Origin of the sequence: Marinobacter sp. ST-43, assembly GCF_030541085.1 — a bacterium.
In the GTDB taxonomy this organism is placed as follows: Bacteria; Pseudomonadota; Gammaproteobacteria; order Pseudomonadales; family Oleiphilaceae; genus Marinobacter; species Marinobacter nauticus.
The window spans coordinates 59,087-84,875 of record NZ_JASSVO010000011.1 but is presented as its reverse complement, the minus strand read 5'-3'; the positions used below and the strand labels follow the sequence as shown (position 1 = coordinate 84,875).

Here is a 25,789-nt window from a genome sequence, read left to right as displayed (position 1 = left end):
AGGCATCCGTTCCGCAATCTAGGTTGAACACTCTAGCGCCAAGGATTAGCGTGGCCGACAATGACACCTGATCTTTTCTGCATGGAGATATGCTAATGGATACCAAGAAACTGATGAATCTGGCACTTGAAGGGGTGGATAGCCTGGGTTTCCGGCTGGACCAGCTGGGCATCACCAGCCGCGTCAATCGCCACAATATTGCGGCCTTTCTGATGGCCGAACAGAAGCATCTGGAAGGCGAGTGGGACAGTATTCAGGCCAAGGTGGATCGCCGTCGCTCGCAGTTTGATCATATCAGCCAGCAGGTCGAGTCACGGGCCGACGCGGTACTTGGCCCTGTCCTGAGCCGTATCAACCGCTTTCGCGCCAGCCAGTAATCTCAGGCCGTGCCGGGTTCTGCGGAGGAGCGACCCTCCTCCGTTGAACCACCATTCTCAGACTGTGTGGCCTTGATCCGCTTTTTTACGGCGGTGTACGCTGGCATCCGGACCGTGACGGTCAAGCCCGGCATGTCTTCCCCAGGATGGGTATCACTCAGCAGAATCTGGCCCTGATGAATCTCCGCCACCGCCGACACCAGGCTGAGCCCCAGACCATTGCCGGGTAACGAGCGGCTCTTGCCAACCCGGTAGAAGCGCTGGAAAACCTGGTCTTTCTCATCATCCGGAATACCGATACCGGAATCCTGAACCTCAAACACCGCTCCGCCGCCGTCCCGGCGAACGACCACCTTGATGGCACCATGCTCCGGCGTGTATTTGATGGCGTTGTCGATCAGGTTACTGATCATCTGGAACAGGAGATCCCGGTCTCCCTCAATCCGGACATTTTGCTCAAGTTCCTGAGAGAAACTCTGATCCTTGTCCTCAGACAGGGCCTCGTAGAGTTCACAGGCATCGCTGACCAGTTCATCCAGCGCCACCACTTTCATGTCGGCCGAGTTGCCCCGGGTCTCCAGCCGGGCGATGCGCAGCAAGGCATTGAAGGTGGCCAGCAGCTGGTCAGCCTCCGCCACAGCCTGCCCGACATGCTCGCGCGCCTCGTCATTGTCGACCGTAATCAGCGTGTTTTCGAGCTGGTTACGCAGTCGCGTCAGTGGAGTGCGAAGATCATGGGCGATGCTGTCGGAAACATGGCGTATGCCTTCCATCAGATACACGATCCGGTCCAGCATCTGGTTCAGGTTTTCGGCCAGTTGATCAAAATCGTCGTCGGTCCCACGGGTCGGAATTCGGAGGGACAGGTGCCCATTCATGATCCGGCGGGAGGTGTTGTTGATCACTTCAATGCGGCGAGTGGTGCTTCGGCTCATCAGGAAGCCACCCAGGAGCGCCAGGGCAAGGGTGATTCCCATACCCCAGTTGATGGCAGTTTCAATCACCCGCTTGAGGTTGGTGAGGTCATCCACATCGCGCCCCACCAGCAAGCGCAAACCACCCTGGACCTCAAAGATTCTGGCCCGGGCCAGGCGCTCGGGGCCCTGCCAGCCAACGGAGGGGTTCAGGGTGAAATTGATCCAGCCACTGTCAGACGAGCGGCTGCCCTCTGGCCAGGTTTCAATATTCCCGGCCAGTTTCAGAAAGTCGTCTGTGGTCAACAGGTAAATGGACTTGGCATTCGGATCCCTGGCCACCCGTTCCCGGATGATGGTGATCAGACCATTTACACCACGACTGCGATACTGCTCCGCCAGGCCGGCGATTTCCGCTTCAATGGTCTCGTCGGTCTGGGCAGTCATGAACCCGGCTGTACGCCAGTAGATAAATGCCAACAGCAGAAACACCGAGGTGGCAAACACCACCATATACAGCAGGGCAAGCTGGAAAGACGATGTTCTGAGCTGACTAAGCAGTTTCACGTAACATGTATCCCGCCCCCCGCACTGTCTGCAGCAGGGGTGTATCGAATTCCTTGTCGATCTTGGCGCGCAGACGGCTGATATGCACGTCGATCACGTTGGTCTGGGGGTCGAAGTGATAATCCCACACTTTCTCCAGCAGCATGGTACGGGTAACCACCTGCCCGGCATTACGCATCAGGTATTCCAGCAGCCTGAACTCCCGGGGCTGGACATCAATATTCTGGCCGGCTCGTTTTACGGTGCGGGCCAGCAGGTCCATCTCCAGATCCGCCACTTTCAGTACGGTCTCGGTCTCGGCCGCCTGACGGTTACGCCGGATCAGTGACTCGATGCGCGCCAACAGCTCGGTGAAAGAGAACGGCTTGGTCAGGTAGTCATCGCCACCGCCACGCAGCCCTTCGACACGGTCATCGACATCGCCCAGAGCACTGAGAATCAGCACCGGCGTCTGGTTGCCCGTGGCCCGTACCGTCTTGATAATGGAAAGGCCATCCATACCCGGCAACATCCGGTCGACAATCATGATGTCGTATTCTTCACTGGCCGCCATCATCATGCCTTCCTTGCCGTCGGCCGCATGATCCACCACGAAGTCGGATTCCCTCAGTCCCTTTAGCAGATAATTTGCTACATCCCGATCGTCTTCGATTACCAGCGCTTTCACCGGTGCTCCTCCTGATAGCGGAAAACATTAACAACAAGGGTACGAAGAACTCCGGGAACCGGCCAGTTACGATCTTGTAAGAGGGTGTCGCCTATGGCGACGGTCAGTTTGCCTCAGAAAACCAGCCCAGAGACGGCTCTGTCGCCCCCGTAGGCCTGTACTCTGCGCTCACCCAGCCGCCATAACCCAGTCTGTCTATCGCCGAGAAAACATTCAAAAAGTTAATCTCCCCGGTTCCCGGCTGATGCCGGCCCGGGTTGTCGGCGAACTGGATGTGGCCAATCCAGGGCAGCAGGCATTCGATGCCACGAATCAGATCCCCTTCCATGATCTGCATGTGATAGAGATCGTACTGCAGGCGCACGTTGTCTGCCTCCAGCGCCTCAATCAGCGCCATCACCTTGCCACTGGTATCGAGCATGAAGCCCGGCATATCCACCCGCGAATTGATGGCTTCCAGGCACAGGGTCAGGCCGGCTTCGGCGAAGCGGTCGGCTGCGTACTGCACATTCGCCACCAGGGTCTGCCAGGCTTCTTCCTCGGCAACGGATTCGGGCTTCAAACCTGCCAGGCAATTGAGCTGCTTGCAGTCCAGCATCCGGGCGTAGTGAATGCCCTGCTCGACACCGGCGCGAAACTCCTCAATGCGATCCGGCAGACAGGCAATGCCTCGCTCCCCTGCTGCCCAGTCGCCGGGCGGCAGGTTGAACAGTACCTGTTCCAGCCCGTTGCTCTGAAGCCGCTCCGCCAGTTGTTCTGCCGGCCACTCATAGGGAAACAGATACTCCACACCATGAAACCCGGCACTTCGGGCCCGGGCGAAACGTTCCAGAAACGGCACTTCGGTAAACAGCATGCTCAGGTTGGCAGCAAAACGGGGCATGGCAGATTTCTCCGGTTAATTCAGTGCTTGGGGCCTCGGCCCAGGGAACCCATCAAGGAGCCGTTCAGATGCTCCAACTCCAGCAACAGGCCGCTGTGATCGACATCGCTGTGGCCATTGGCGACCAGGGCAAGGTATTCATTATGCACCTGCTGGGCCAGCGGCAGGGTCAGATTTTCCGAGCGGGCCTCATCCAGAATCATACGCATATCCTTGAGCTGGATGCGGGCCGGAGCGCCCGGCGCGAAGTCCCGGTCAATCATCCGCTGGCCATGCAGTTCCAGAATCCGGCTGCCGGCAAACCCGCCCATCAGCGCTTCCCGCACGGCGGCCGGATCCGCGCCACCCTTGGCGGCCAGCAACAACGCCTCCGACACCGCACCAATGGTGATACCCACAATCGCCTGATTGGCCAGCTTCGCCAACTGACCGGCCCCCACCGGCCCGATGCGGGTGCATTTGCCCAGCGCGCTGAACACCGGCAAAGCCCGCTCGATATCGGCTTCAGAACCGCCCGCCATGATACTCAGCCGGGCCTTGGCCGCACCCACCGTGCCACCGGACACCGGTGCATCCACGTAACCCACCCCCTGCTCTGCGGCCAGCTCGGCATGCTGTCGCGCCAGCGAAGGCTGCACCGAACTCATATCGATCACCAGCGCACCCGGCTTCACCGCAGCCATAGCACCCTGCTTCACCAGCACATCATCCACCACCTGACCATTCTCCAGCATGGTGATCACGATATCGGCCTCCGCCACCGCCTCGGCGGGCGTCCCGGCGATCGTCGCTTCGCTGGCAAAGGGCTCGCATTTGCTGGTGGTGCGATTCCAGAGCGTCATGGAAAAACCGGCGTCCAGCAGGTTACGGGTCATCGGCGTGCCCATCAGGCCGATGCCGAGAAAAGCGATACGAGGAGAATGTGCAAACATTTTGGGGAATCCCACTCAGAAGCCCGGCGAAGGGATTGGGGTAGCCTTTCCAAAAATTTGCGGAGCCATGGATGGCGGAGCAGAAGCGCCACATGGATGTGCCGCAGGAGCGTTTTTTGGAAAGGCTACCCCAATCCCTTCTTCCCAGCCACGTGAATTAAATGGTTTAGGCGGATTATACAAACAAAAACGCCACCAACCGCGAACGGTGGTGGCGTTTTCAGCTTTCGAGCTGGCGAGAAAACCTCAGGCGACCTCGGCCATCTGCACCCGGATCTTCTTCATGGCGTTTTTCTCAAGCTGGCGGATCCGCTCAGCGGACACCCCGTACTTGTCGGCCAGCTCATGCAACGTCGACTTGCTCTCCGACAACCAGCGTTCACGCAGAATATCCTGACTGCGCTCGTCCAACTGCTCCAGCGCCTGCATCAGCCGGCCATTGGAGTCCTCAGACCAGTCAGCGTTTTCCAGCTGAACCGCCGGATCGCTACGGCGATCTTCCAAGTAGTAAGCCGGCGCCTGGTAGGCGTTGTCTTCGTCATCATCCATCGGGCCGTCAAAAGCGGTGTCCTGGGAAGCCAGGCGACCTTCCATTTCCCGCACCACGTGGGGCTCGACACCCAGATCATTGGCGACCGCTTTCAGCTCATCGTGATTCAGCCATGCCAGCTTCTTCTTCTGGCTGCGCAGATTGAAGAACAGCTTGCGCTGGGCCTTGGTGGTGGCCACTTTCACAATGCGCCAGTTACGCAGAATGAATTCGTGAATCTCCGCCTTGATCCAGTGCACGGCAAACGACACCAGACGCACGCCATACTCAGGATTAAACCGCTTGACGGCCTTCATCAGGCCAACGTTGCCTTCCTGGATCAGGTCGGCCTGGGCCAGGCCGTAGCCGGAATAGCTGCGAGCAATGTGAATCACAAAGCGCAGGTGCGACAGCACCAACTGACGCGCGGCCTCAACATCGCCATGGTAGTGCAGCCGTTCTGCCAGTTCCCGCTCTTCATCAACGGAGAGAACAGGAATGCGACTCGCCGCCTGGATATACGACTCGAGATTCGCACCCGGAACCAGTCTGTCAACCAGCTGTAAACTCGTACCCATGCATTAACCTCCGAACCTGACAGCCTTTAAATATAGCAACTCAATATGAGACCGCCAAGAACTCAATTAGTTCCCGAACTTCCCAGTAAAACGTTAAAAATCATACATCTGGAAAGATCGCCTTTGCTTTTCTACAAATCAAACTACGTCAGAAAAGGCTCTTTTTTCAATACGGTTTTCCCGCGATCCGGATCAGCCTCCAGCAATATCGCCCGGCTCTATGTCATCCAGATGACGCCTCACCGCAACCCAGGCGCCCAGCCAGCCTAACAGCATCGCTACGATTATCAATGCCAACGCGCCATCGAATCCCGGCCCCTGCAAGGTAAACTCACTGCGATACAGCCCGGCAAGACGCTCGATCGGGCCGCTTAACCACCAGAGCGACACCTGAATCAGTAACCACGCCACCAGGCCACCCCCGAGCCCGAACCAGGCGCCGGTGTAAAGAAACGGACGACGAACGAAAGCATCGGTTCCGCCCACCAGTTTTGCCACGAGGATTTCATCCCGCCGGTTCTCGATGGCCAGACGTACCGTGTTTCCAATCACCAGGATAACCGCAGCCCCCAGCAACAAAGCCAGCGCCCAGACGGCGCGGGCAAGGATGTCGGTCATTGCGTTCAGGCGTTGCAGCCAGCCCAGGTCGACCTGGACCTGATCGATACCGTTCATATTCTCGACAAACGTCACCAGTGCCTGAACGCCCTCTGCCGAGCGAGCGCTGTCTTCGGGTGTAATCAGCAGCGTGTGCGGCAAAGGATTCTCTTCCAGAAAATCCAGCGCCTCGTCCAGCCCGGAACTGGCTCGAAAATCGGCCAGGGCCTGGTCACGCTCGACCAGCTGAACCGATACCACTCGCCCATCGCTTTCAATGTCCGCGGCCATACCCCGGGCTTCCTCCGCCGGCAGTTCCATCGCCAGATAGGCGGTAATCCTGGCCGTGCTCTCCCAGCCTGCACTCACACCCTGCAGGCTGGTCAACAGCAACAGCAGGGCAACCGGCAAGGCCAGAGCTACCCCCATCACTGTCCAGGTCATGGCACTGGCTACCGGGGTTTTCCACATTCTCTGGATAGAATCGCGGGCTACTTTCCGGTGGTGCCCCAGATAACTCCGGGCCTGGTCACTCAACAGTGATCGCGAACGGTTAGCGCCCCGGCGATTATCCGGCTTCTGGCGAGAGTCAGTGGCCACTCACACCTCCGCCAGCAACCAGTTGGCCCTGATTCAGAGTCAGCGTACGTCGATTCATTTCATTAATCAGAGCAATATCGTGGGTTGCCACAAGTACCGTTACCCCAACCTGACTGAACTGGGTAAACAACCGCATGATGTCTGCAGACAATTCGGGATCCAGGTTACCGGTCGGCTCGTCCGCCAGCAGTACGGGTGGTTTGTTTACCACCGCACGGGCAATACCGACCCGCTGCTGCTCACCCCCCGATAACTGCATGGGGTTCATCTTTTCCTTTTTCAGCAAACCAACCTTGTCCAGTGCCGCCCGCACGCGCCGGCCGGTGTCTTCCGGCGAGGCCCCCATCACCTCCAATGGCATGGCCACGTTGTCGAACACCGTGCGGTCGAACAACAGCTGGTGATTCTGGAACACCACACCGATATGACGCCGGATGTAAGGAATCTGGCGGCGGGGCAGGCTATTCAGTTTCTGGCCGCCCACGATCACCTCACCCGCTGTCGGGCGTTCCATCACCATGATCAGTTTCAGAAGGGTACTCTTGCCCGCGCCGGAATGACCGGTCAGAAACGCCAGCTCACCACGATCCAGGTGAAAGTTCACAGCCCTGAGTGCGGTGTGATCACTGTCGTAGCGTTTGGTTACCTGGCGGAACTCGATCATCGGGGCAGCTACTCCGTATTTACGGCGTCAGTCTTCGAACAACGCATCCACAAAAGTTTCGGCATCGAAGCTGCGCAGGTCTTCGGCCTGTTCTCCCACCCCGATATAGCGGATTGGCAACTGCAGCTGACGGGCGATCGCAAACACAATACCGCCTTTGGCCGTGCCGTCCAGTTTCGTGAGCGTAATGCCGGAGACACCTACTGCCTGCTGGAATACCTGGGCCTGGCTCAGGGCATTCTGGCCGGTACCGGCATCCAGCACCAACATCACCTCATGAGGCGCAGATTCATCCAGCTTCTTCATCACCCGAACGACCTTGGACAACTCGTTCATCAGGTTGTCCTTGTTCTGCAGGCGACCGGCGGTGTCTGCAATCACCACATCCACACCCCGGGATTGAGCAGACTGGATGGCGTCGAAAATTACCGATGCACTGTCTGCGCCGGTATGCTGGGCCACCACCGGAACGTTGTTGCGCTCGCCCCAGACCTGCAATTGCTCAACCGCCGCCGCCCGGAAGGTGTCACCAGCGGCCAGCATGACCGACTTACCCTCGCTCTGGAATTTCTTGGTGAGCTTGCCGATGGTAGTGGTTTTGCCGACACCGTTCACGCCAACCATCAGGATAACGTATGGCTGTTTACCAGCATCGATCTCCAGCGGCCGGGTCACGTCCTTGAGAAGGCCATGCAACTCATCCCGTAGCGCCTTGCGCAGGGCCTCGCCATCTTTCAGCTGATTGCGTTCGAGTTTCTCGGTCAGGGCGTCGATGATCTCAGAGGTGGCGGTCACACCCACATCGGCCATGAGTAACGTGGTTTCGATTTCTTCCAGCAGATCTTCGTCAATCTTCTTGCCCACCGAGAACAGGTCGGCCAGACCACCGGTCAGGCTGGCCCGGGTTTTCCCCAGACCCTGCTTGATGCGTTCGAAGACACTGACTCGGGTTTCCGGTTCGCGCTCAACCTCAGGCTCCGCCGCCGGAACGGGTTCCGGCGCGGGAGCCGGCTCAACAGCCGGTTGAGCCGCTTCCGGCTCAGCGGCTTCTGCCGCGGGTTCAGGCGGCACTTCAGTTTCGGCCTCCGGTTCCGCTGGCACAGGAGCCGGCCCCCTGGCCACCTCCGGCTTACGCTGAGGTACCGGCTTGGGCCGGGGCGCACGCTTGCGATTGCCGGCGATATCCAGCACAAAAAACAGAACAAGAAGGGCCAACAGGCCGACTGAAATCCACTCTGCCGTCATAATCTATCCATCTGTCTGAAAAAAGGGCGGGCACAGGCCGCAGGTTCGCGAAGAGGACACAAGAACCTCAGCTCGCCAAAATAAGTGGAGCATTCTAACAGACTGGCCGGCACAAGTGATGGGGCAGGATTAACCGGTCTCGTGGATTCCGGTACCATAGCCGCAAACATCAGCCATCCATGATTTTCCCGGAGCCTCGCCCCTATGGCACGACGTCCCCCAGCCCGCAAAAAACCCGTCGTCTCACCAGGCAAAGGCTCCGGAACCGGCGAACTGAGAATCATCGGCGGCGACTGGCGCAGCCGGAAACTGCGCTTTCCGGACGCCGGCGGCGTGCGGCCCAGCCCGGCCCGCACCCGGGAAACCCTGTTCAACTGGCTGAACTTCCACCTGGCAGGCAGCCGGTGCCTGGATCTGTTCGCCGGTTCCGGGGCTCTGGGACTGGAAGCACTGTCCCGTGGAGCAGCGCAGGCAACGCTGGTGGACCACACCCCCGCCCTGGCCAAAGCGCTCCGGGACAACCTCCGACTGCTGGGAACCAACAAAGGGGATGTCGCCTGCCAGGATGTGGAACAGTTTCTGGCAAAGGGTGACGGCCAGGGCTACGACATCGTGTTTATGGACCCGCCATTCCGGCAAGGCTGGCTTGAACGGTTGATACCGCTGCTGGACACCCAGCAATGGGTGAAGCCGGGTGGCTGGATCTATGTCGAACACGAGAGTGAAAGAGCCTTGCCGGCGGTACCGGCCAGCTGGCATCTGCACCGACAGAAATCAGCAGGCCAGGTCAGCTACTGTCTTTTCCGGGTTGAACGGAGTGACGAACCGGAAACCCAGTAACGGGGGGGCTTCCGGCGCATCCTACAGGCAGGCCTGTCTCAGGAAGCGGGGCGCAAGGAATACGCTCGCAGGTGGGCGGCAAACTCTTCCAGGTAACGAACACCACTGGCTTCGGCGTCACGACACCACTCCATCAACGCCTGCAGCTTGTCCTGGGGCTTGAGCCCGCGCTGGCGCCAGAGTGCCTGGAGTTCATGACTCTTCTCGTAGATCAGCCTGAGCACTTCGTTGCGCTCCAGCACCGTGTCGAGATGTTCTTTTTCCCGAGGCTTGATCAGGCTGATTTCGCGAGACAACAATTGCTTGAGCTTGCGATAACGGGGACGAATTTCGTCGTCCATCAACGCTTTCTGCTGTCGCAGCACCGGCTCCATTACTCGCTTGCGATACTGGCGCATGATCACAAAGCGGTTATTGGCGATAGCCTGAACGGTTTCCACGTCCACCGCCTGCTTGCCCGGAACATAATGAGCAATAGGCCGGTAGCCTTTCGGCGTCGCCAGACCAAACAGCTGGAACAGACGAATGTAACCCCAACCGATGTCCACTTCGTACCAGCGACGAGACAGCTTGGCCGAATTCGGATAGGTGTGGTGATTGTTGTGCAGCTCTTCACCACCAATCAGGATACCCAGCGGCGAGATGTTGCGGGCGTTATCGGCGCATTCGAAATTCCGATAGCCCAGGTAATGGCCGATACCATTGACCACGCCGGCAGCCCATACCGGAATCCACATCATCTGGACCGCCCAGATCCAGATACCGTGCACCCCGAACAGCGCCAGGTTGATCACCGCCATCAAGGCAATACCCAGGGTCTTGTACCGGCTGTAGAGGTTGCGCTCGACCCAGTCTTCCGGGGTGCGCTGGCCATAGCGCTCAAGGGTTTCAGGGGTGGCAGAAGCTGCGTATAACTCGGCGCCCTCAAACAGCACCTTGCGAATACCCAGCACCACCGGGCTGTGAGGATCTTCCTCGGTTTCGCACTTGGCATGGTGTTTACGGTGGATGGCCGTCCACTCTTTGGTGTTCTGGGCCGTGGTCAGCCAGAGCCAGAAGCGGAAAAAGTGCTTGAGGACGGGATGCAGATCCAGCGCGTTATGGGCCGAATGACGATGCAGATAAAGGGTAACGCTGACGATGGTGATGTGTGTCATCACCAGAGTGACCGCGATCAGCTGCCACACAGAAAGGTCCAGAAGACCGTTAAACCACATAGATAATCCTCGAAACTCGATTAACTTCGAAAGGCGATACTGCTGAGGGATGTCGCTGGCACTCGAAGGGGGTGATCGTTAGGCCCACTCTAGCGTACAGGTGTAAGCCTGGACAACCAGGTTTGGCGGCTTTTTTGTTACCGATTACACTGTTTCGTCTCAAAATCTGTCTGTTGGTGGAGGCTCTGTGCCGGAATTACCTGAAGTTGAAACCACCCGTCAGGGCATTGCGCCTCACTGCGAGGGCCAGACCATCCAGCGGGTAATTGTCCGCAACCCCAGCCTGCGCTGGCCGGTGCCGGCGGATCTGGCCGAGCACCTGGAAGGCAAGACCATCCGGGCCGTGGAGCGCAGGGCGAAATACCTGTTCCTGCACCTGGAGACTGGTTCCGTGATTGTCCATCTGGGCATGTCGGGCAGTCTCAGAGTGATCACCGACGACAGCCCCGCCATGACTCACGATCACGTCGAGCTTGTCCTCGGCAATCATCGCCGCCTGCGCTTCAATGACCCGCGACGCTTCGGCTGTTGGCTGTGGACTACCGACTGGAACCGGCATCCACTGATCAGCGCGCTCGGTCCGGAACCCCTATCCGAAGGTTTCAACGGCGCCTGGCTTTTTCGCCTGTCCCGGCATAAACAGACGCCGGTCAAATCCTTCATCATGGACAACCATGTGGTGGTTGGTGTGGGCAACATCTACGCAAACGAAGCGCTGTTCAAGGCCGGCATCCACCCGAAACGCAAAGCCGGCCGCATCAGCCTGGACCGCTACCACAAGCTGGCCGAGGCCATCCGGGAAACCCTCAGCGCCGCCATACTGATGGGCGGCACCACTCTGCGGGACTTCGTCAACAGCGACGGCAAACCGGGGTATTTCGCCCAGTCGCTACTGGTTTATGGCAAGGCGGGAGCGCCCTGCACCGAATGCAACACCCCGCTGAAAGAGATCCGCATGAACAACCGATCGACGGTTTACTGCCCCCGATGCCAGCGCTGAGATTCCGCAACGGCTCACACTTTTCAACGAAAAACCGTTTGAAATTGAGGCAATATGATTCATAGTTAATGGAGTGCTAGTACCCGGTCGCCGCACGCAGCGCGAACATGCTGGCTCGCAATACAGAGACAGGCGAGCCCTGACCAACCGGGCTGATACGTTCAGGAGAGAATGACATGACCCGCAAGATTTCCCGCACCCTGGTAGCCACCGTCGCAGCCTGCCTGCTGGCATTCTCATCGCTCGGCCATGCCCGTGCCGTGGACGAAAGCCCGTCTGCGCTGGCCATGACCGCCGATGCGGTGTTGCTGCGCCCGGCGCTGCTGGCCACAACCATTATTGGTAGTGCTGTGTATCTGGTATCCCTGCCATTCTCGGCGCTTGGCGGCAATGCCGGTGAAGCCGGTGAAGTGCTGGTGGTTGGCCCGGCCAAGGCCACCTTCGTGCGCTGCCTGGGCTGCACCCGCACCGGTCGCAAGTCAGAAACGGTGGAGCAGTCCGACAACTGATTTGGCGCACCGATCCGTAAAATCCCGGCTTGCCACTGGTCGGGATCTGAGGCAGCCTGAAGAAAATTCTTCAGGCTGTTTTGTTTATGGTGGACTGGTCAACCCTCGATACGGTGTTCCTCGATATGGACGGGACACTGCTGGATCTGCATTTCGACAACCACTTCTGGCTGGAGCACCTGCCAAGGCGCTATGCCGAACACTTTGACCTGCACCCAACCGAGGCCCGGGACTACCTGATTCCGATGATTATGGCCGAGCGGGGCTCACTGAACTGGTACTGCACCGATTACTGGAGCGAACGCCTTGCCCTGGACATAACCGGCCTTAAGGCGGAAGTTGGCGACCGCATTGGCTACCGCCCCCATGTAACCGACTTCCTGGCCGCACTGCGCCAGGCCGGACTGCGCTCGGTCATCGTCACCAACTGCCATCCGGATCCTCTGGCCCTGAAGCTTCAGCGGACCGGACTGGATCAGCATGTTGACGGCATCGTCTCCAGCCACGAACTGGGCAAGCCCAAAGAGGACCCGGCGTTCTGGCAGGACCTTGCCGGCCGCTCCCCCTATCGTCACCAATCTACCCTGATGGTCGACGACAGTTTCCCGGTGCTTGAGAGTGCCCGTGCCGCCGGTATTGGCCAGTGCCTGGCGATTCTGGCCCCCGACAGCCAGCAGCCATCCAAAGACCACCACCCGGACATTCCCGGCATTCATCACTTCGATGAAGTACTGCCTGCCTTGCGCTCACATACAGCAGTGCCATCCACCCCATGAGGGGGTTATAATGGATTATTGCGGCATTTGCCCGACAGGTGAGGAGATATGACGGCGGCGAACGCAGACGATCAGAAAGTCCGGCTCGATAAATGGCTGTGGGCAGCGCGATTCTATAAAACCCGCTCGCTCGCCAAAGAGGCGATTGAAGGCGGCAAGGTGCACTACAACAGCCAGCGCACCAAGCCCGGCAAGATCGTTGAGACCGGCGCCAAAGTGACCCTGCGCCTGGGCTGGCAGGAAAAGATCGTGATCGTCGACGACATCAGCGACCGACGCCGGGGCGCCCCGGAAGCCCAGAAGCTCTATCACGAAACCGACGACAGCGTGAAACGGCGGGAAGATCTGGCCTGGCAACGCAAGACCATGCAGGCTGCACAGCTGCCCCCGGCTCGAAGGCCGAGCAAGAAAGATCGCCGGGATATCCAGCGCTTCCGGGAACAGAATGGTCTGTAACCATTGAATCCCACATATCTGACAACCCGTATACAACCCCGTTTCAGTAACTCCCAGTAAATCGATACATCAGCTCCAGGAGACACCATGGCATCCCGCGACCAGTTCCAACGTTTTCTCTTTGAACACAGCCAGGTGCGGGGTGCCTGGGTACAGCTGGGCGAGAGTTTCAAGGAAATCACCGGCCAGGCCCCCTACCCGGATTCAGTCCGCGAGCTGCTGGGAGAATCCCTGGTAGCCAGCGTACTGATGAGCAGCACCCTGAAATTCAAAGGCACTCTCTCGCTGCAGGCAGCGGGTGAAGGTGCCCTCAGCACACTCATGGCCGAATGCAGCCATGACCGCCATATCCGTGGCCTGGCCCGCTTTGATGCCGATGCGGTCAGCGGCGAAACCCTGCACGAGCTGCTCGGAAAAAGCCGTATGGCCATCACCATTACCCCGGAACAGGGCCAGCGCTATCAGGGCGTGGTACCAAGGGAATCAGAAACCCTGGCCGGCTGCCTGGAAGAGTACTTCGAGCGCTCCGAGCAGATCGCCACCAGCCTGTTCCTGTTTGCCAACGAGGATACCGCTGCCGGCCTGTTACTCCAGCGCCTTCCCGGCCATACCGATGACGACGATGACCTGTGGAACCGGGTGAACCACCTGGCCCGCACAGTGGAAGCGGAGGAACTGCTGAGCCTGGACAGTGAAACCCTGCTGCACCGGCTGTTCCACGAGGAAACGGTGCGCCTGTTCGAGCCGGATCCGGTTGCCTTCCGCTGCAGCTGTTCCCACGAACGCACCCTGGCCGCGCTGGAAGCCATCGGCAAGGACGAGTGCTACAGCATCCTCGACGAACAGGGCAGCATCAACATGGACTGCCAGTTCTGTCACGCAAACTATCGCTTCAATAGAAATGATATTGATCACCTTTTCACCGGCCATACGTTACACTAAGCAGTCACTGAACTTGCCCGGAAGCCGCCTCTGGCGCGGCTTTCAGGGCAGTCGTTTTTTGTGGGCGTCTCTGGCATAATAGCGCGCCTGAATTGACCCGATTGTTCAGTTTTCCGTCAATTTTCGGGGGGACGGCCTGGGCAATCACGAAGACATCCCGAGGGCGAGGTCGAAGTGAGCAACACTTATAATGATCTGAGTACAGCACGACTGGTCGAGCTGGCATTAGCAAGGAACGAAGGCCAGCTGGCATCCAACGGTTCTCTGGTGGTCACCACCGGTGAGCGTACCGGCCGGTCTCCTATGGACCGCTTTATCGTCGAGGAGCCCAGCACCGCCGACGACATTCACTGGGGTCCGATCAACCGCCCGTTCGATGCTGAAAAGTTCGATGCCCTGTGGGATCGCGTTGAAGCCTACATCGCCGAAAAAGACCGCTTCGTCTCTCACGTTCACGTTGGTTCCGACCCGGAACACTACCTGCCGGTAAAAATGACCACGGAAACCGCGTGGCAGAACCTGTTCGGCCGCAACCTGTTCATTCGCCCGGATAGCTTCAACCCGGCCGACAAGCAGGAATGGCAGATTCTCAACGCCGCTAATTTCGAGTGTGTACCGGAGCGTGATGGCACCAACTCCGACGGCTGCGTCATCATCAACTTCGCCAAGCGCAAGGTGTTGCTGGCCGGCATGCACTACGCAGGCGAAATGAAAAAAGCCATGTTCTCGGTTCAGAACTTCCTTCTGCCCGAGAAAGACGTTCTGCCCATGCACTGCTCAGCCAACGTCAGTGAAACCGGCGAGACCTGCCTGTTCTTCGGCCTGTCCGGCACCGGCAAAACCACCCTGTCTGCAGACCCGCACCGGTTCCTGATCGGTGACGATGAGCACGGCTGGGGCCCGGGCACCGTATTCAATATTGAAGGCGGTTGCTACGCCAAGTGCATCGACCTGAGCCAGAAGAACGAACCGATCATCTGGGACGCCATCCGTTTCGGCGCCATCGTTGAGAACGTGATGATTGATCCGGAGACCCGCGAGCCGGATTACAACGACGTTTCACTGACCGAAAACTCCCGCTGCGCCTATCCGCTCGAGCACGTCGAAAAGCGCGTGATCGAGAACCGTGCCGGTGAGCCCTCGCACATCATCTTCCTGACCTGCGACATGACCGGCGTTCTGCCTCCGGTATCCATCCTGAGTCGTGAAGCGGCTGCGTACCATTTCCTGAGTGGCTACACCGCGCTGGTGGGCTCCACCGAAATGGGCTCATCCTCCAAGCTGAAGTCCACCTTCTCGACCTGCTTTGGTGCGCCGTTCTTCCCGCGCCCGGCCGGCGTCTATGCCGAGCTGCTGATGAAGCGTATCGACGAATTCGGCAGCAAGGTATTTCTGGTCAACACCGGCTGGACCGGTGGCCCCTACGGTGAAGGCAAGCGTTTCAGCATTCCGACCACCCGCGCCATCATTGCCGCCATCCAGAACGGCGATCTGGACGACGTCGAAACCGAGCACCTGGATGCCCTGAATCTGGACGTGCCCAAGCACGTTCCGGGCGTAGACACCGAGCTGCTGAACCCGCGCACCACCTGGGTCAGCCCGGACTACTACGACGGCAAGGCTCAGGAGCTGATTGCCCAGTTCGTGGAAAACTTCAAGAAATTCGACGTGGCCGACGCCATTGTTGAAGCGGGCCCGAAAGCCGGCTAAAGCCGCTTTCCCACTGCCATAAAAAAAGCGCCTTGCGAAAGCTCGGCGCTTTTTTTGTGCCTTTGGTTTGAGAACACAGACCAGACAGGCCGCCGGGGCGGCCTCGGGCAGAGAAATCAGTTGGCGTAGAACAGCAACGGCACAAAGGCCACCAGTACCAGAGAAATACCCATGGCAATCAGTGGCATGATGATGCGTTCGTGGCGCTGGTAGAAGGTTCCACCTTCCTGCTGGGCCGCCAGCACCTCAGCCTCGCCCACCACCTGGCGGGTGAGCAGATGGTTCAGGGCCACAGGCGGGCTCAGGTAGCCAAGCTCGAAGGCTACCAGCGTCACCATCCAGAAATGCACCGGGTGAATACCGCTGGAGTAGGCTATGGTCGCCACCGTTGCGGTTACCAGAATCACCGCCCCGAAGGCGTCCATGATCATCCCCAGAATCACCAGGATCACTACCATCAGCAGCATGGCAGACCAGGGACTGTCGAACGCCTGCGGGAAAGTTTCCATGATGTGGGAGCGCTCGATCACACCACCAATGCTCACCGACAGCCCCAGCAGCAACAAAAGGGCGCCAATCTCGGCGGTGGTATCGTTGGTCGCGCCACGAACGCTGCGCTCCAGCCCCTGGTGATTGATCTCACCGGACGCCCGGCCCCGGCCATTTTTCAGGCTGATATGCTCATATACCAGAATGGCCAGCATGATCACCGGCAGCAACCGGGGCGCCGAAAATTCGTCCATCTTCACATCCAGGGCAAGCCGGTAGAACAGCACTACGGCAGCGATCACGATCACATAGGGAATCAATGGCCGCAAAGCCTGGATGGACGCCGGAAAGGCATCGGCCGCCGGGGCCAGGTCAAACTGGCTCTGCCGGTTCACCGTGAGAGCCACCATCGCAAACATGGTGGCGGTCAGTACGAATACCCAGATGCCCCAGCCAAACAACTCATCGGTCGTCACCTCTCGGTTCAGGTAGGCAATCACCACCACCAGCAGACACGGCCGCAATACCACACCCAGGGAGCCCGACATGGCCGTGGCCGCCAGGGCCAGATGTCGGCGCGCGCCCGCCGCTCGGAGCTCACTGTAGATAACGGCACCGGCAGCAATTACAAAAATACCGGAAGCACCGGTATAGGCGGTAGGTACCGCCGCCACCAGAACGGCCACCACCGCCAGCATCTCCGGCGGCATACGCCAGGGCCGGAAAATATTGAAAACCAGAGTCGCCAGGCGGGTCTGTTTCAGCATCATGCCCACCCACACGTACAGTCCCACATTCAGGAACATGTCGGCCAGTTCCATCATCTTGCCCAGATAGATCCCGATACCGGAGGAATGGCCGATCAGCGCGAAGTAGGTACCTGAAATCAGACACATCACGGTATAGAGCGGAACCGACAGAAACGCCTGATTCAGATTGCCCCCCGGCGCCAGATTGTCGGGCACGCGGAACAGGCGATAGAGGCTCGCCAGCGTCAGGCAGGCAAAGCCGACAATCCAGAAATTGTGTAGCAGCAGCTCCTCACCGGATACGGCGGTGCTGCTGGCCAGGCTGGATTGCCGGAAGATCACTGACGAGCCCAGCAACATGGCGTTGGCAATGGTTTGCAGAGTGTGGGAGACGGTGTAGTCCAGCCGGGTCTCCATGGCTCGCATGGCAATGTGATGGCGGGTGAGTGTGGCGGTCACCGCACACAGCATCACCAGAATCACCAGAACATAGCGTTGGGCTGTGAGCCCGAACGCGATCAGGTCGGCTACAAAAAGCTCTACCGCCCGATAGGCTTTCACACCGGGAGTCAGTTTGTCCTGCAGGTCTTCGTAACTGGCGTGAGCGGCCCGGCAATCCGCCACCGAGCGCTCTATGGCAAGACGGACTTCCCGGGGGTCTTTTTCATGGGCGCCAAGCAGTGCTGCCATCGGGTCGTCTGCCGGCGCTTGCTCAGCCAGCTCCCGAGCGACCTCTGCCTCAATATCCCGGTTGAGGTCGCACTCCGGTTGTACCGGGTCCATGCGCAGCTTGTAATAACCGCTCCAGAGCTGCTCACCAGCGCGCAACATCTGATTATGAATATCACTGCTGGTGGAGAACAGAACCACAGCCAGCAACAACAGACAGGCCGGCAGCGATGAAAACCACTCCAGACCACTACGACGAAAACCACCCTGGGGCATAACGGCTTACTCGGCTTGATGATGGTTACAACAGGTCGTCCAGATCCATGGTCTCGACCGGTTCACGCTGGTCATCCCAGAAGGCACCGAACTGCCCGATGGGGGTGCGGTGGCCGGTGTTTTCCACCCACAACCGATCCGAAATCGCCACCAGCATATTGGTCGCCATGGCATCCACAAACCGCCATTCCTCGTTGGCGGGATTGGCCTCAAGGGATTCAGCATGGTCCCGGATAACCGACTTCACCAGGGCTTCATCATTCTTGTTCATGGCCGCAATGGCCTGGAACACATGGCCCAGTCGGACGCCAGCTTCCTCGCCCTGCTCCGCGGCAATGGCCAGGCGCTCGAAGGCATCTTCACCCTGGGGCTGGGTTCCCGGGATCATGGCCCAGACCGTGGCACGCAGGCCCATGGGGGCGCCCCACCATTTCTTGTTATCCAGACACTGGGTAGCACGGCCCACCACGGAGCCGGTATTGAACGGAACGCCCACCGAGGAAGTGGCCTGGATCTGGGCGTTAAGCGCCTGCAGCCCGGACAGCAAACCGGCCATGTACATGAACTCGTCCATGTCATCGTCGAAATCCGGGCACTCGGTTTCATCCGGGTTGCCATAGTGGCTATTGTGATGCTGCCAGCTTTTCAGATAGCGGCGAGCGGCCAGGGTATGGGCACGCTTCTGGCGAATAAAGGCGTCTTCCGCCGCGGTCGCGTCCATGGAGTGCATGGCGGCCAACCCTGCCAGCTCATGCTCCCTGGCCTGCTCTTCCGCACAACTGCCCGAAGACAGGTAGAGCATCACAGCCAGTTGATCCGGCTCGCTGGTTACCCGACCAAACGACATCAACAGCGGCGCGGTAGCCTCGCTCATGGAACAGCCCATGGCCAGATCGTCCGACTCCATGAGGTAGGGGACGGTATGGTTGCGGGAGAAGCCCTTCATGACATCCCCCGTGGTCTTGTAGATCATGTTATTGACCGCCCCGCAGCCGCTCAGCAGGAGACCGGCAGTCAATGCCGCCACCATGCCGCGAAGCCCAGATGATGTTGTCGGGGATCTCCGGAAACCCTTCATACCTTTCAACCTTTTGTTCTTGTGTTCTGTCCAGAAGATGGGGGCGGACTGCACCGTTTGTTACAGTCTGTAACCGGCGTTCATTATGACGAACTCCGCCCCGGGTTTATGAGACCGATCCCGCAAATGACGCCTCCGGGAACATATCGTTACCGAAGAAGGTTTGCAGATTCAGCCCAAAGCCACTATAGATTGCTTCAGCCTCCGGCCTGGCCGGGGCAATAACCAACAACAATCAGAACGAATAATCAGGAGTATCCGATGCGCAAACCTGAACTTGCTGCTGCCATTGCCGACAAAACCGGCCTTACCCGGGAAAAGGCCGGAGAGGTAATCAACGCGTTTACCGACCAGGTGTCGGCGGCTGCCGCGCGGGGAGAGGACGTGACACTGATCGGTTTCGGTACCTTCAACATCCGCAGCCGGGAAGCCCGCAGCGGGCGCAACCCGCAAACCGGCTCAAGCATCCAGATCCCTGCCAGCAAGACCGTGGGTTTCAAGGCCGGCAAGGCCCTGAAAGACGCCATCCGCTGATCACCTGCGGCCCGCTCTGTATGCGGGCCGCTCAGTGCCTCAGGATGCGCACTCCGAACGGGAGCCATCCACCCGACAGCGAATCGCCTCCATCAACTTGATGGCGCGCTCGTCATAGACCCCGTCCTCCAACAGTGAAAGACGAACCTGGCGCAGCATCTTGTCGTACTCGGCCACATCTTCCCGGGGCGGGTGCATCCAAACCTCGGCAGGAATCCCGGACTCCGCTTCCGCAATGATCTCGTAGGCCTGATCAATCCGCTTGATGGACTCATCCCGAACCATCTGGCCGGCGTCTTCCGGGAAACGGTCGCGATGAATAATGACCTGGAAGTTCATGTACGCCAGGGCATACTTGAACACCCCACCCTTGGAATTAACGCCCTTATAGAGTTCCAGAGGCTGATAGGCCACGGCTGGTGCATAGGCCAGGTCGACACTGCCATTATTGAACTTGCCGGCAAAGTTGGCGGAGTTGGAGCCAACCACCGATGCGCCGACATGACGGACCATGCGCACCGAGGCCGAGTCGTAATCCAGCGTTGCGATGCGTTTGCCCTGGAGTTTCTCGACCGAATCAATGGCCCGGTCGCGGGTATACAGGTAAATGGCCCCGGCAGGAAAGACACCGGCTACCTCATAGGGCCCGTCAACCAGGAACGGCCGGGCCTTGGGCTGGCTCAGGGTGTTGTACAACAGGCGCATTTCTTCTTCACCCGGCACTGCCCCCATGGCTTCGAGGCTACCGGTAAACTTGTTGAATTCCCGGGCACGGGTGCCGGTCAGCAACACGGCATCGCACTGACCGGCCTTGAAGTCTTCGGCCGCTACTTTTTCATCGGTGTAGGCACGCAGTTCCAGCTTGATGCCTCGCTTGAGGGCCACCGGCTGGAACTCCTTGGTAATGGCAAACAGCGGGCCATTGGCACCAACCGGGTCAAACACACAGAAACTGCGCTCAAGGATTTCATCCTGGGCCTGAACCAGGGAGGGTGCCACCACGCTGGCACACAGGACGGCCGCCATGGCGAGCCGGCGGGAAAAGCGGATTGATTTCACGGGATGACTCCTGAGTTTTTATTGTCGGGCCGGTCACATCCGGGTGACTGGCTCTCGTATTCTATGACCTGACCGTAGAGGGTCAGGTCATAGAATACGTTGGCTCAGGTGCCTGCCATCAAGGGTTTTTCAGCAAAACCGGCGAGTTCTGTGATGATGTCGACAGAGGCGGAGCCACCTCTGCCTCATTTTTCAAAGAGGTGTTCCGGGAGCCTGCCAGGCGGTGCGACCTGCCACCAGGGTGAGTTTCACCTCCCCTGGCAGGGCTCGTTCCAGAACCGGAGCGTGCCGCCCAGCCGACAGCAGCGTTGCTGCGGAAGGCTGCCAGTGGCCATCCGGGTCAAACAGACAAAGATCAGCAGCAGCCCCGGCCGTCAGAGCCACTTCCCGGCCCAGGACAGCCGCCGGGCCAGCGGTCAGTGCCCGCAGCAAATCCGGCAATTCCAACTCATGATTCTGTACCAGCTCCAGACCCAGGGACAGCACGCTTTCGATGCTCGACAGCCCGGGCTCGGTCGCGGGCAGCGGGGCCTGCTTGGCCGCGGAATCATGGGGCTGATGCTGACTCACAATTGCATCGATAACGCCGTCCCGCACACCGGCCACCAGCGCCTGACGGTCGGCTTCTCCGCGCAGGGGAGGCCGGACATGAAAACGACTGTCGAAGCCGGCCAGGGCCGACTCGGTGAAGACCAACTGGTGCATGGCAACATCGGCGGTAACCTTCACGCCGCGATCCCGGGCCTGGGCCAGCATCTCGACGCTGCGGGCGCAGGACAGCTGGCTCAGGTGCAGGCGCACCCCGGTCTCTTCCGCCAGCAGTAGCATTTCCATAACCGCGGCCGTTTCGGCCACCTCGGGAATACCCAGCAGCCCCAGACGCGTGGTGACCTGGCCATCATGGGCGTAGCCATCGGCCGCCAGTGCCGTATTTTCCGGACTGAACATCACGGTCAGTCCGAAGGTCTGGGCATAGGCCATACACCGGCGCAGAATGCGGGCATTGCGCACGCCCCGGGAACCATTGCCGACCGCCACGCAACCGGCTGCTTTCAGGCCGGCCATATCACTGAGCATATCGCCATCAAGGCCACGGGTGATGGCACCGATCGGCAGCACCCGAACCACACCTCGGGAGGCCACGCTGTCGAGAATCAGATTGGTCACGGCACCGGAATCATTGACCGGCGAGGTTTCCGGCGAGGCACAGACCGTGGTGAAACCACCATGGGCGGCGGCTCGTGTTTCCGAGGCAATATTGCCCTTCTGGCCATTGCCCGGCTCCCGGAGATTACAGCACAGGTCGATAAAACCGGGCGCGATCACCTGCCCGGCGGCGTCCAGTGTTGCGGCGCTCTCGGCTGCCTGGGCCTGCTCTCCAACCGCCTCTATGCGACCATTGCGCACCAACAAGCCCGGGTTACTGATCAACCCCTTGCCCGGCTCAAACAACTGCCCGCCGGTCAGTTTCAGGCCGCCCTCATTCCAGTTCGCTGACGCTGTCATGCCAGGCCCTCCTGCTGTCTTTGCTGACGCTCCGCCATCTGACCACCCATGGCCATGGACATCACCGCCATCCGGATAGCAATACCATTGGTGACCTGGTTAAGAATGACCGACTGGGGGCCATCGGCCACCGCTGACTCGATCTCGACCCCGCGGTTGATCGGGCCCGGATGCATAACGATGCAATCGGGCTTTGCCAGCCCCAGCTTTTCCTGATTCAGCCCGTACAGACGGTAAAACTCACGTTCACTGGGTAGCAGGGCACCTTCCATGCGCTCCTTCTGAAGCCTCAGCATGATCACCACATCCAGGTCTTTCATGCCCCGGGCCATATCGTATTCCACGGTACAGCCAAGATCCTCGACATCTCTGGGCAGCAGCGTGCCGGGAGCAATCACCCGCACCTCTTCCGCGCCCAGCACATTCAAAGCACGAATCTGCGAGCGCGCCACCCGGGAGTGCAGCACATCCCCGACAATGGCAACTTTCAGGCCTTCGAATCGGCCCTTGTGCTGACGGATGGTCAGCATGTCCAGCATCGCCTGGGTGGGATGGGCGTGGCGGCCGTCACCGGCATTGATGATGGCAACGCCCGGGGTCACACTCTCGGCTATGAAATGCGGCGCGCCGCTCTGGGAATGACGCACTACGAACATATCCGAAGCCATGGCCTCCAGATTAAGCAGGGTATCGGACAGGGATTCACCCTTGGAGGTAGCTGAGGTAGAAATATCCAGGTTCAGGACGTCGGCAGACAGGCGCTTGGCCGCGAGTTCGAACGTACTCCTGGTCCGGGTACTGGATTCAAAGAACAGGTTGACTACGGTGCGGCCTCTGAGAAGGGGCACTTTCTTGATACTTCTCTCTCCCACCTCAATAAAGGAGTCGGCGGTGTCGAGAATATCCGTGAGCAGTGGCTGGCCCAGGCCATCCAGCGTCAGGAAATGCCGCAACTGACCATCCCGGGTCAGCTGCAAGTGGTTCGGGGAAGGGTCGTTCGCGGTCATGGCTCGCCTGTTATCAGTTGGGAAGGTTTACTGCCCGGATTCCTGTACTTCAATGCGCAGTGGCTCGGGGCCACGCAGTTTCACTCGTTGATGGGCTTCCAGCGTCAGGGCCCGTCCCACCACATCCGGCTGGATTGGTAGTTCCCTGGCGCCCATATCGATCAGCGTGGCCAGTATGATACTGGCCGGACGGCCGTAGTCGAATATTTCGTTCATGGCAGCCCGGATCGTCCGGCCACTCATGATCACGTCGTCGATCAGGATGATGTCCCGGCCTTCGGTATCAAACGGCAGACTGGACGGCATCACCCGGGGGTTCAGACCAATGCGGCTGAAGTCATCCCGGTAGAACGAGATGTCCAGCTCTCCGAAAGGCTGGGCAATACCCAGGCGCTTCCCCAACACATCCGCCAGCCAGACACCGCCGGTCCTGATTCCGATCAGCACCGGGTCATCCACGCCACGCGCCTGGAGAATCTGACGCAGGCCGGATTCCAAGGTGTCGAGCAGCTGGTCTATATCAAGCAATGCGGTCATTACAGCCTCGTTTATCAGATCAGCCGGCCTGCTCCCGGCACCAGGTTTCCAGTATCAGCACGGCGGCACGGTCATCGACGCCGTGGCGGCCGAAATCGCGGCTGCCACCACCGGCCATCACCTCGCCCTTGGCTTCGTAGCTGGTGAGTCGTTCATCCACCATTTCGACCGTGACATGGTAGCGGCCGTGCAAACGCTTGCCGAACTTGCGGGCCCGCGCGCACATCTCATTTTCGGTGTCATCCATATTCAGAGGCAGGCCAACCAGGACAATATCCGGCTGCCATTCCGCCAGCAGCGCCTCGATCTGCTGCCAGTCGGGAATCCCGTCCCTGGCCGGAAGCATGGCCAGGGGCTGGCCGGTTCCGAGCATTTCCTGCCCTGACGCCACCCCGATACGCCGGGTGCCGAAATCAAAGGCCAGTAGTCGACGGTTACCGGGATCAGGCATGACCCACCGAATCACTGAGCTGGTTCAGATCAATGCCCATCAGGCGGAGTACCGCCTGGTAACGTTGGTCTGCCGGCGTGCGGAACAGAATGTCGGTACTGGCCGGGCAGGTCAACCAGGCATTGCTGCCCAGCTCTTCCTCCAGCTGACCCTCGCCCCAGCCAGAGTAACCCAGTGCCACCAGAAACGATTCCGGCCCCTCATCCCGGCCAATGCTTTCCAGAATATCCCGGGAGGTGGTCAAGAACACCCCATCGGTGACTCGCGCGGTATTCTTCCACTGCCGGCCCGGCGAGTGCAGAACAAAGCCGCGCTCTGGCTGAACCGGCCCGCCGGTGTATACCGGCAAGTCCAGTTCCCCGCCGTGCATGTCGAGCTGCTCGAGGATCTCACCCAGGTGGATATCCAGCGGCTGATTGATCATCAGCCCCAGCGCGCCCTCCTCCGAGTGTTCGCAAAGGTAGATCACCCCACCGTGAAAGCGGGGATCAGCCAACCAGGGCGAAGCCACCAGGAAGTGGTGCCTGAGACTGCCTGTGGTGTCGTGTTCGGCCGTCATCCTGATGTAAGCCCCCGTCTCTGAAATGACCAGGTGCGTATGATTTCCAGTTCGTCCACGTCCTGACGCATTTCCTCCGGGAAAGGCGCAAACGGAGCGGCCATACGCACAATTCGGATTGCGGCATCATCCAGCACCGTGCTGCCGGAGGACTGGAGGATTGCCACTTCCTTGATTGTGCCATCTTTCTTCAGCGAAACCAGCATGCGCAGGGTGCCGTAGATGCCTGCCTGCCTGGCTTCGGTGGGATAGTTGATGTTGCCCACCCGGGTCACCTTGCTCACCCAGTTCTGCACATACCAGGCGTTGCTGGACTTCAGGGTCGAGGCTGCCGTTACCCGCATTACCCGGGGTTTGCGGGCATAGGCCCGCTGCTGTGCGTCAAACCGCGCCTCCAGGCTGGCAATCTCCAGGCTGCGCTCCATCAGGCTCTTTTTCTCGCTCTGGGGCAAGGGCTCTTCCTGGGGCTCGGTTCGCTCCTCGGGCCTTGACGCCTGGCGCTCGGTGCGAGTCTCGGTCTGGACGACCGCCCGCTCCTGTTGAGGCTGAGGCCGGGTGGTGGTCTGTGGCTCGGGTTGCACCTGGGCCAGCTCCGGCTGACTGATCTCGGAGGGATTGGGCGAGGTCATTTCCATGGCCTGCTCTTCCGAGCCACTGCCCTGTTGACTGGTCTGGGCCAGAAAATCGGCTTTCTCCGGCGCCTGCTCATCGTCGAACCGGGACAGGGTAATTTCCATGGTCTGAGCCGAAGACCGGGGCGATTCCGGGGCAAAGGTAATCCCCAACACCAACATGGCATGAACGGCCAATGCCATAAACAGGGTGAAGGAAAACCGATCGAAATCGCTAACCTGGGTTGCCATGACGGTTCC

Annotated in this window: 27 protein-coding genes; 9 read left to right on the top strand and 18 right to left on the bottom strand. The window is 59.5% G+C overall.

The genetic code is table 11. The features are described from left to right. The first annotated feature begins 95 nt into the window (after positions 1–95). A complete protein-coding gene (locus tag QPL98_RS13660) occupies positions 96–377 on the top strand; it encodes a hypothetical protein (protein WP_011787142.1) in 282 nt (93 codons plus the stop codon). A gap of 2 nt (positions 378–379) precedes the next feature. On the opposite strand, the gene QPL98_RS13655 is transcribed toward QPL98_RS13660, so the two are convergent. The 8 genes from QPL98_RS13655 to ftsY form a co-directional block, all read right to left on the bottom strand. Continuing rightward, positions 380–1,858: a HAMP domain-containing sensor histidine kinase gene (locus QPL98_RS13655; protein ID WP_014422975.1), complete on the bottom strand. Its 1,479-nt coding sequence runs from the start codon at positions 1,856–1,858 to the stop codon at positions 380–382. Then, the gene (locus QPL98_RS13650; protein ID WP_011787144.1) at positions 1,845–2,525 is read right to left on the bottom strand and encodes a response regulator transcription factor; all 681 of its coding nucleotides are present in this window, start codon (positions 2,523–2,525) and stop codon (positions 1,845–1,847) included. The genes QPL98_RS13655 and QPL98_RS13650 overlap by 14 nt, the downstream gene beginning before the upstream one ends. A 103-nt stretch (positions 2,526–2,628) precedes the next feature. Continuing rightward, a complete protein-coding gene (gene hyi / locus QPL98_RS13645) occupies positions 2,629–3,408 on the bottom strand; it encodes a hydroxypyruvate isomerase (RefSeq protein ID WP_278350561.1) in 780 nt (259 codons plus the stop codon). A 20-nt stretch (positions 3,409–3,428) separates the two neighbouring features. Then, positions 3,429–4,340, bottom strand: a complete 912-nt coding sequence (locus tag QPL98_RS13640) for an NAD(P)-dependent oxidoreductase (RefSeq protein ID WP_303293430.1) — start codon at positions 4,338–4,340, stop codon at positions 3,429–3,431. A gap of 246 nt (positions 4,341–4,586) precedes the next feature. After that, complete coding sequence (rpoH, locus tag QPL98_RS13635) at positions 4,587–5,447, bottom strand: RNA polymerase sigma factor RpoH (protein ID WP_014422978.1); 861 nt, start codon at positions 5,445–5,447, stop codon at positions 4,587–4,589. A 192-nt stretch (positions 5,448–5,639) separates the two neighbouring features. Continuing rightward, positions 5,640–6,644: a permease-like cell division protein FtsX gene (gene ftsX, locus QPL98_RS13630; RefSeq protein WP_023008692.1), complete on the bottom strand. Its 1,005-nt coding sequence runs from the start codon at positions 6,642–6,644 to the stop codon at positions 5,640–5,642. Then, a complete protein-coding gene (gene ftsE, locus QPL98_RS13625; RefSeq protein WP_014422980.1) occupies positions 6,634–7,308 on the bottom strand; it encodes a cell division ATP-binding protein FtsE in 675 nt (224 codons plus the stop codon). The genes ftsX and ftsE overlap by 11 nt, the downstream gene beginning before the upstream one ends. 27 nt (positions 7,309–7,335) lie before the next feature. Next, a complete protein-coding gene (gene ftsY / locus QPL98_RS13620) occupies positions 7,336–8,553 on the bottom strand; it encodes a signal recognition particle-docking protein FtsY (RefSeq protein WP_272998579.1) in 1,218 nt (405 codons plus the stop codon). Between the two features lie 204 nt (positions 8,554–8,757). Between ftsY and rsmD the strand changes: the two genes are divergently transcribed. Next, on the top strand, positions 8,758–9,393 hold the full coding sequence (rsmD, locus tag QPL98_RS13615) for a 16S rRNA (guanine(966)-N(2))-methyltransferase RsmD (protein WP_303293429.1): 636 nt from the start codon (positions 8,758–8,760) through the stop codon (positions 9,391–9,393). A gap of 38 nt (positions 9,394–9,431) precedes the next feature. Here the strand turns inward: rsmD and QPL98_RS13610 are convergent, their stop codons facing one another. Beyond that, the gene (locus QPL98_RS13610) at positions 9,432–10,610 is read right to left on the bottom strand and encodes an acyl-CoA desaturase (RefSeq protein WP_011787152.1); all 1,179 of its coding nucleotides are present in this window, start codon (positions 10,608–10,610) and stop codon (positions 9,432–9,434) included. Between the two features lie 187 nt (positions 10,611–10,797). Here QPL98_RS13610 and mutM point away from each other — a divergent pair, with 187 nt between their 5' ends. The 6 genes from mutM to QPL98_RS13580 all read left to right on the top strand — a co-directional run bounded on the left by mutM (position 10,798) and on the right by QPL98_RS13580 (position 16,003). Next, the gene (gene mutM, locus QPL98_RS13605; RefSeq protein WP_199451585.1) at positions 10,798–11,610 is read left to right on the top strand and encodes a bifunctional DNA-formamidopyrimidine glycosylase/DNA-(apurinic or apyrimidinic site) lyase; all 813 of its coding nucleotides are present in this window, start codon (positions 10,798–10,800) and stop codon (positions 11,608–11,610) included. A gap of 176 nt (positions 11,611–11,786) precedes the next feature. Then, positions 11,787–12,119 (top strand): hypothetical protein, encoded by a 333-nt coding sequence (locus tag QPL98_RS13600; RefSeq protein WP_011787154.1) that lies wholly within the window; start codon positions 11,787–11,789, stop codon positions 12,117–12,119. Between the two features lie 86 nt (positions 12,120–12,205). After that, positions 12,206–12,895: a GMP/IMP nucleotidase gene (gene yrfG, locus QPL98_RS13595; protein ID WP_199451586.1), complete on the top strand. Its 690-nt coding sequence runs from the start codon at positions 12,206–12,208 to the stop codon at positions 12,893–12,895. 48 nt (positions 12,896–12,943) lie between these two features. Continuing rightward, positions 12,944–13,351 carry a ribosome-associated heat shock protein Hsp15 gene (gene hslR / locus QPL98_RS13590; protein WP_011787156.1) on the top strand — a complete coding sequence of 136 codons (408 nt, stop codon included), beginning with the start codon at positions 12,944–12,946 and terminating at the stop codon, positions 13,349–13,351. Positions 13,352–13,438: 87 nt separating this feature from the next. Further along, a complete protein-coding gene (hslO, locus tag QPL98_RS13585; protein WP_022991325.1) occupies positions 13,439–14,293 on the top strand; it encodes an Hsp33 family molecular chaperone HslO in 855 nt (284 codons plus the stop codon). A gap of 174 nt (positions 14,294–14,467) precedes the next feature. Next, on the top strand, positions 14,468–16,003 hold the full coding sequence (locus tag QPL98_RS13580; protein WP_022991326.1) for a phosphoenolpyruvate carboxykinase: 1,536 nt from the start codon (positions 14,468–14,470) through the stop codon (positions 16,001–16,003). Positions 16,004–16,119: 116 nt separating this feature from the next. Here QPL98_RS13580 and QPL98_RS13575 read toward each other — a convergent pair whose 3' ends face one another. Beyond that, positions 16,120–18,186 (bottom strand): TRAP transporter large permease subunit, encoded by a 2,067-nt coding sequence (locus QPL98_RS13575; protein WP_286714239.1) that lies wholly within the window; start codon positions 18,184–18,186, stop codon positions 16,120–16,122. A 25-nt stretch (positions 18,187–18,211) separates the two neighbouring features. Beyond that, a complete protein-coding gene (locus QPL98_RS13570) occupies positions 18,212–19,264 on the bottom strand; it encodes a hypothetical protein (RefSeq protein WP_286714238.1) in 1,053 nt (350 codons plus the stop codon). Between the two features lie 261 nt (positions 19,265–19,525). Between QPL98_RS13570 and QPL98_RS13565 the strand changes: the two genes are divergently transcribed. Next, the gene (locus QPL98_RS13565) at positions 19,526–19,798 is read left to right on the top strand and encodes an HU family DNA-binding protein (RefSeq protein ID WP_286714237.1); all 273 of its coding nucleotides are present in this window, start codon (positions 19,526–19,528) and stop codon (positions 19,796–19,798) included. A gap of 39 nt (positions 19,799–19,837) precedes the next feature. On the opposite strand, the gene QPL98_RS13560 is transcribed toward QPL98_RS13565, so the two are convergent. The 7 genes from QPL98_RS13560 to QPL98_RS13530 all read right to left on the bottom strand — a co-directional run bounded on the left by QPL98_RS13560 (position 19,838) and on the right by QPL98_RS13530 (position 25,780). Then, positions 19,838–20,857 carry a putative solute-binding protein gene (locus QPL98_RS13560; RefSeq protein WP_303293428.1) on the bottom strand — a complete coding sequence of 340 codons (1,020 nt, stop codon included), beginning with the start codon at positions 20,855–20,857 and terminating at the stop codon, positions 19,838–19,840. Positions 20,858–21,049: 192 nt separating this feature from the next. Further along, positions 21,050–22,363 carry a dihydroorotase family protein gene (locus QPL98_RS13555; RefSeq protein WP_011787163.1) on the bottom strand — a complete coding sequence of 438 codons (1,314 nt, stop codon included), beginning with the start codon at positions 22,361–22,363 and terminating at the stop codon, positions 21,050–21,052. Continuing rightward, positions 22,360–23,370 carry an aspartate carbamoyltransferase catalytic subunit gene (locus QPL98_RS13550; protein WP_286714236.1) on the bottom strand — a complete coding sequence of 337 codons (1,011 nt, stop codon included), beginning with the start codon at positions 23,368–23,370 and terminating at the stop codon, positions 22,360–22,362. The genes QPL98_RS13555 and QPL98_RS13550 overlap by 4 nt, the downstream gene beginning before the upstream one ends. A 27-nt stretch (positions 23,371–23,397) precedes the next feature. After that, positions 23,398–23,907, bottom strand: coding sequence for a bifunctional pyr operon transcriptional regulator/uracil phosphoribosyltransferase PyrR (gene pyrR / locus QPL98_RS13545; protein WP_011787165.1), 510 nt, complete (start codon positions 23,905–23,907; stop codon positions 23,398–23,400). Positions 23,908–23,926: 19 nt separating this feature from the next. Further along, entirely contained in the window at positions 23,927–24,358 is a 432-nt protein-coding gene (gene ruvX, locus QPL98_RS13540; RefSeq protein ID WP_153739614.1) for a Holliday junction resolvase RuvX, read from the bottom strand. After that, positions 24,351–24,917 (bottom strand): YqgE/AlgH family protein, encoded by a 567-nt coding sequence (locus QPL98_RS13535; RefSeq protein WP_153739615.1) that lies wholly within the window; start codon positions 24,915–24,917, stop codon positions 24,351–24,353. The genes ruvX and QPL98_RS13535 overlap by 8 nt, the downstream gene beginning before the upstream one ends. Further along, a complete protein-coding gene (locus tag QPL98_RS13530) occupies positions 24,914–25,780 on the bottom strand; it encodes an energy transducer TonB (RefSeq protein WP_153739616.1) in 867 nt (288 codons plus the stop codon). The genes QPL98_RS13535 and QPL98_RS13530 overlap by 4 nt, the downstream gene beginning before the upstream one ends. Positions 25,781–25,789: the final 9 nt, after the last annotated feature.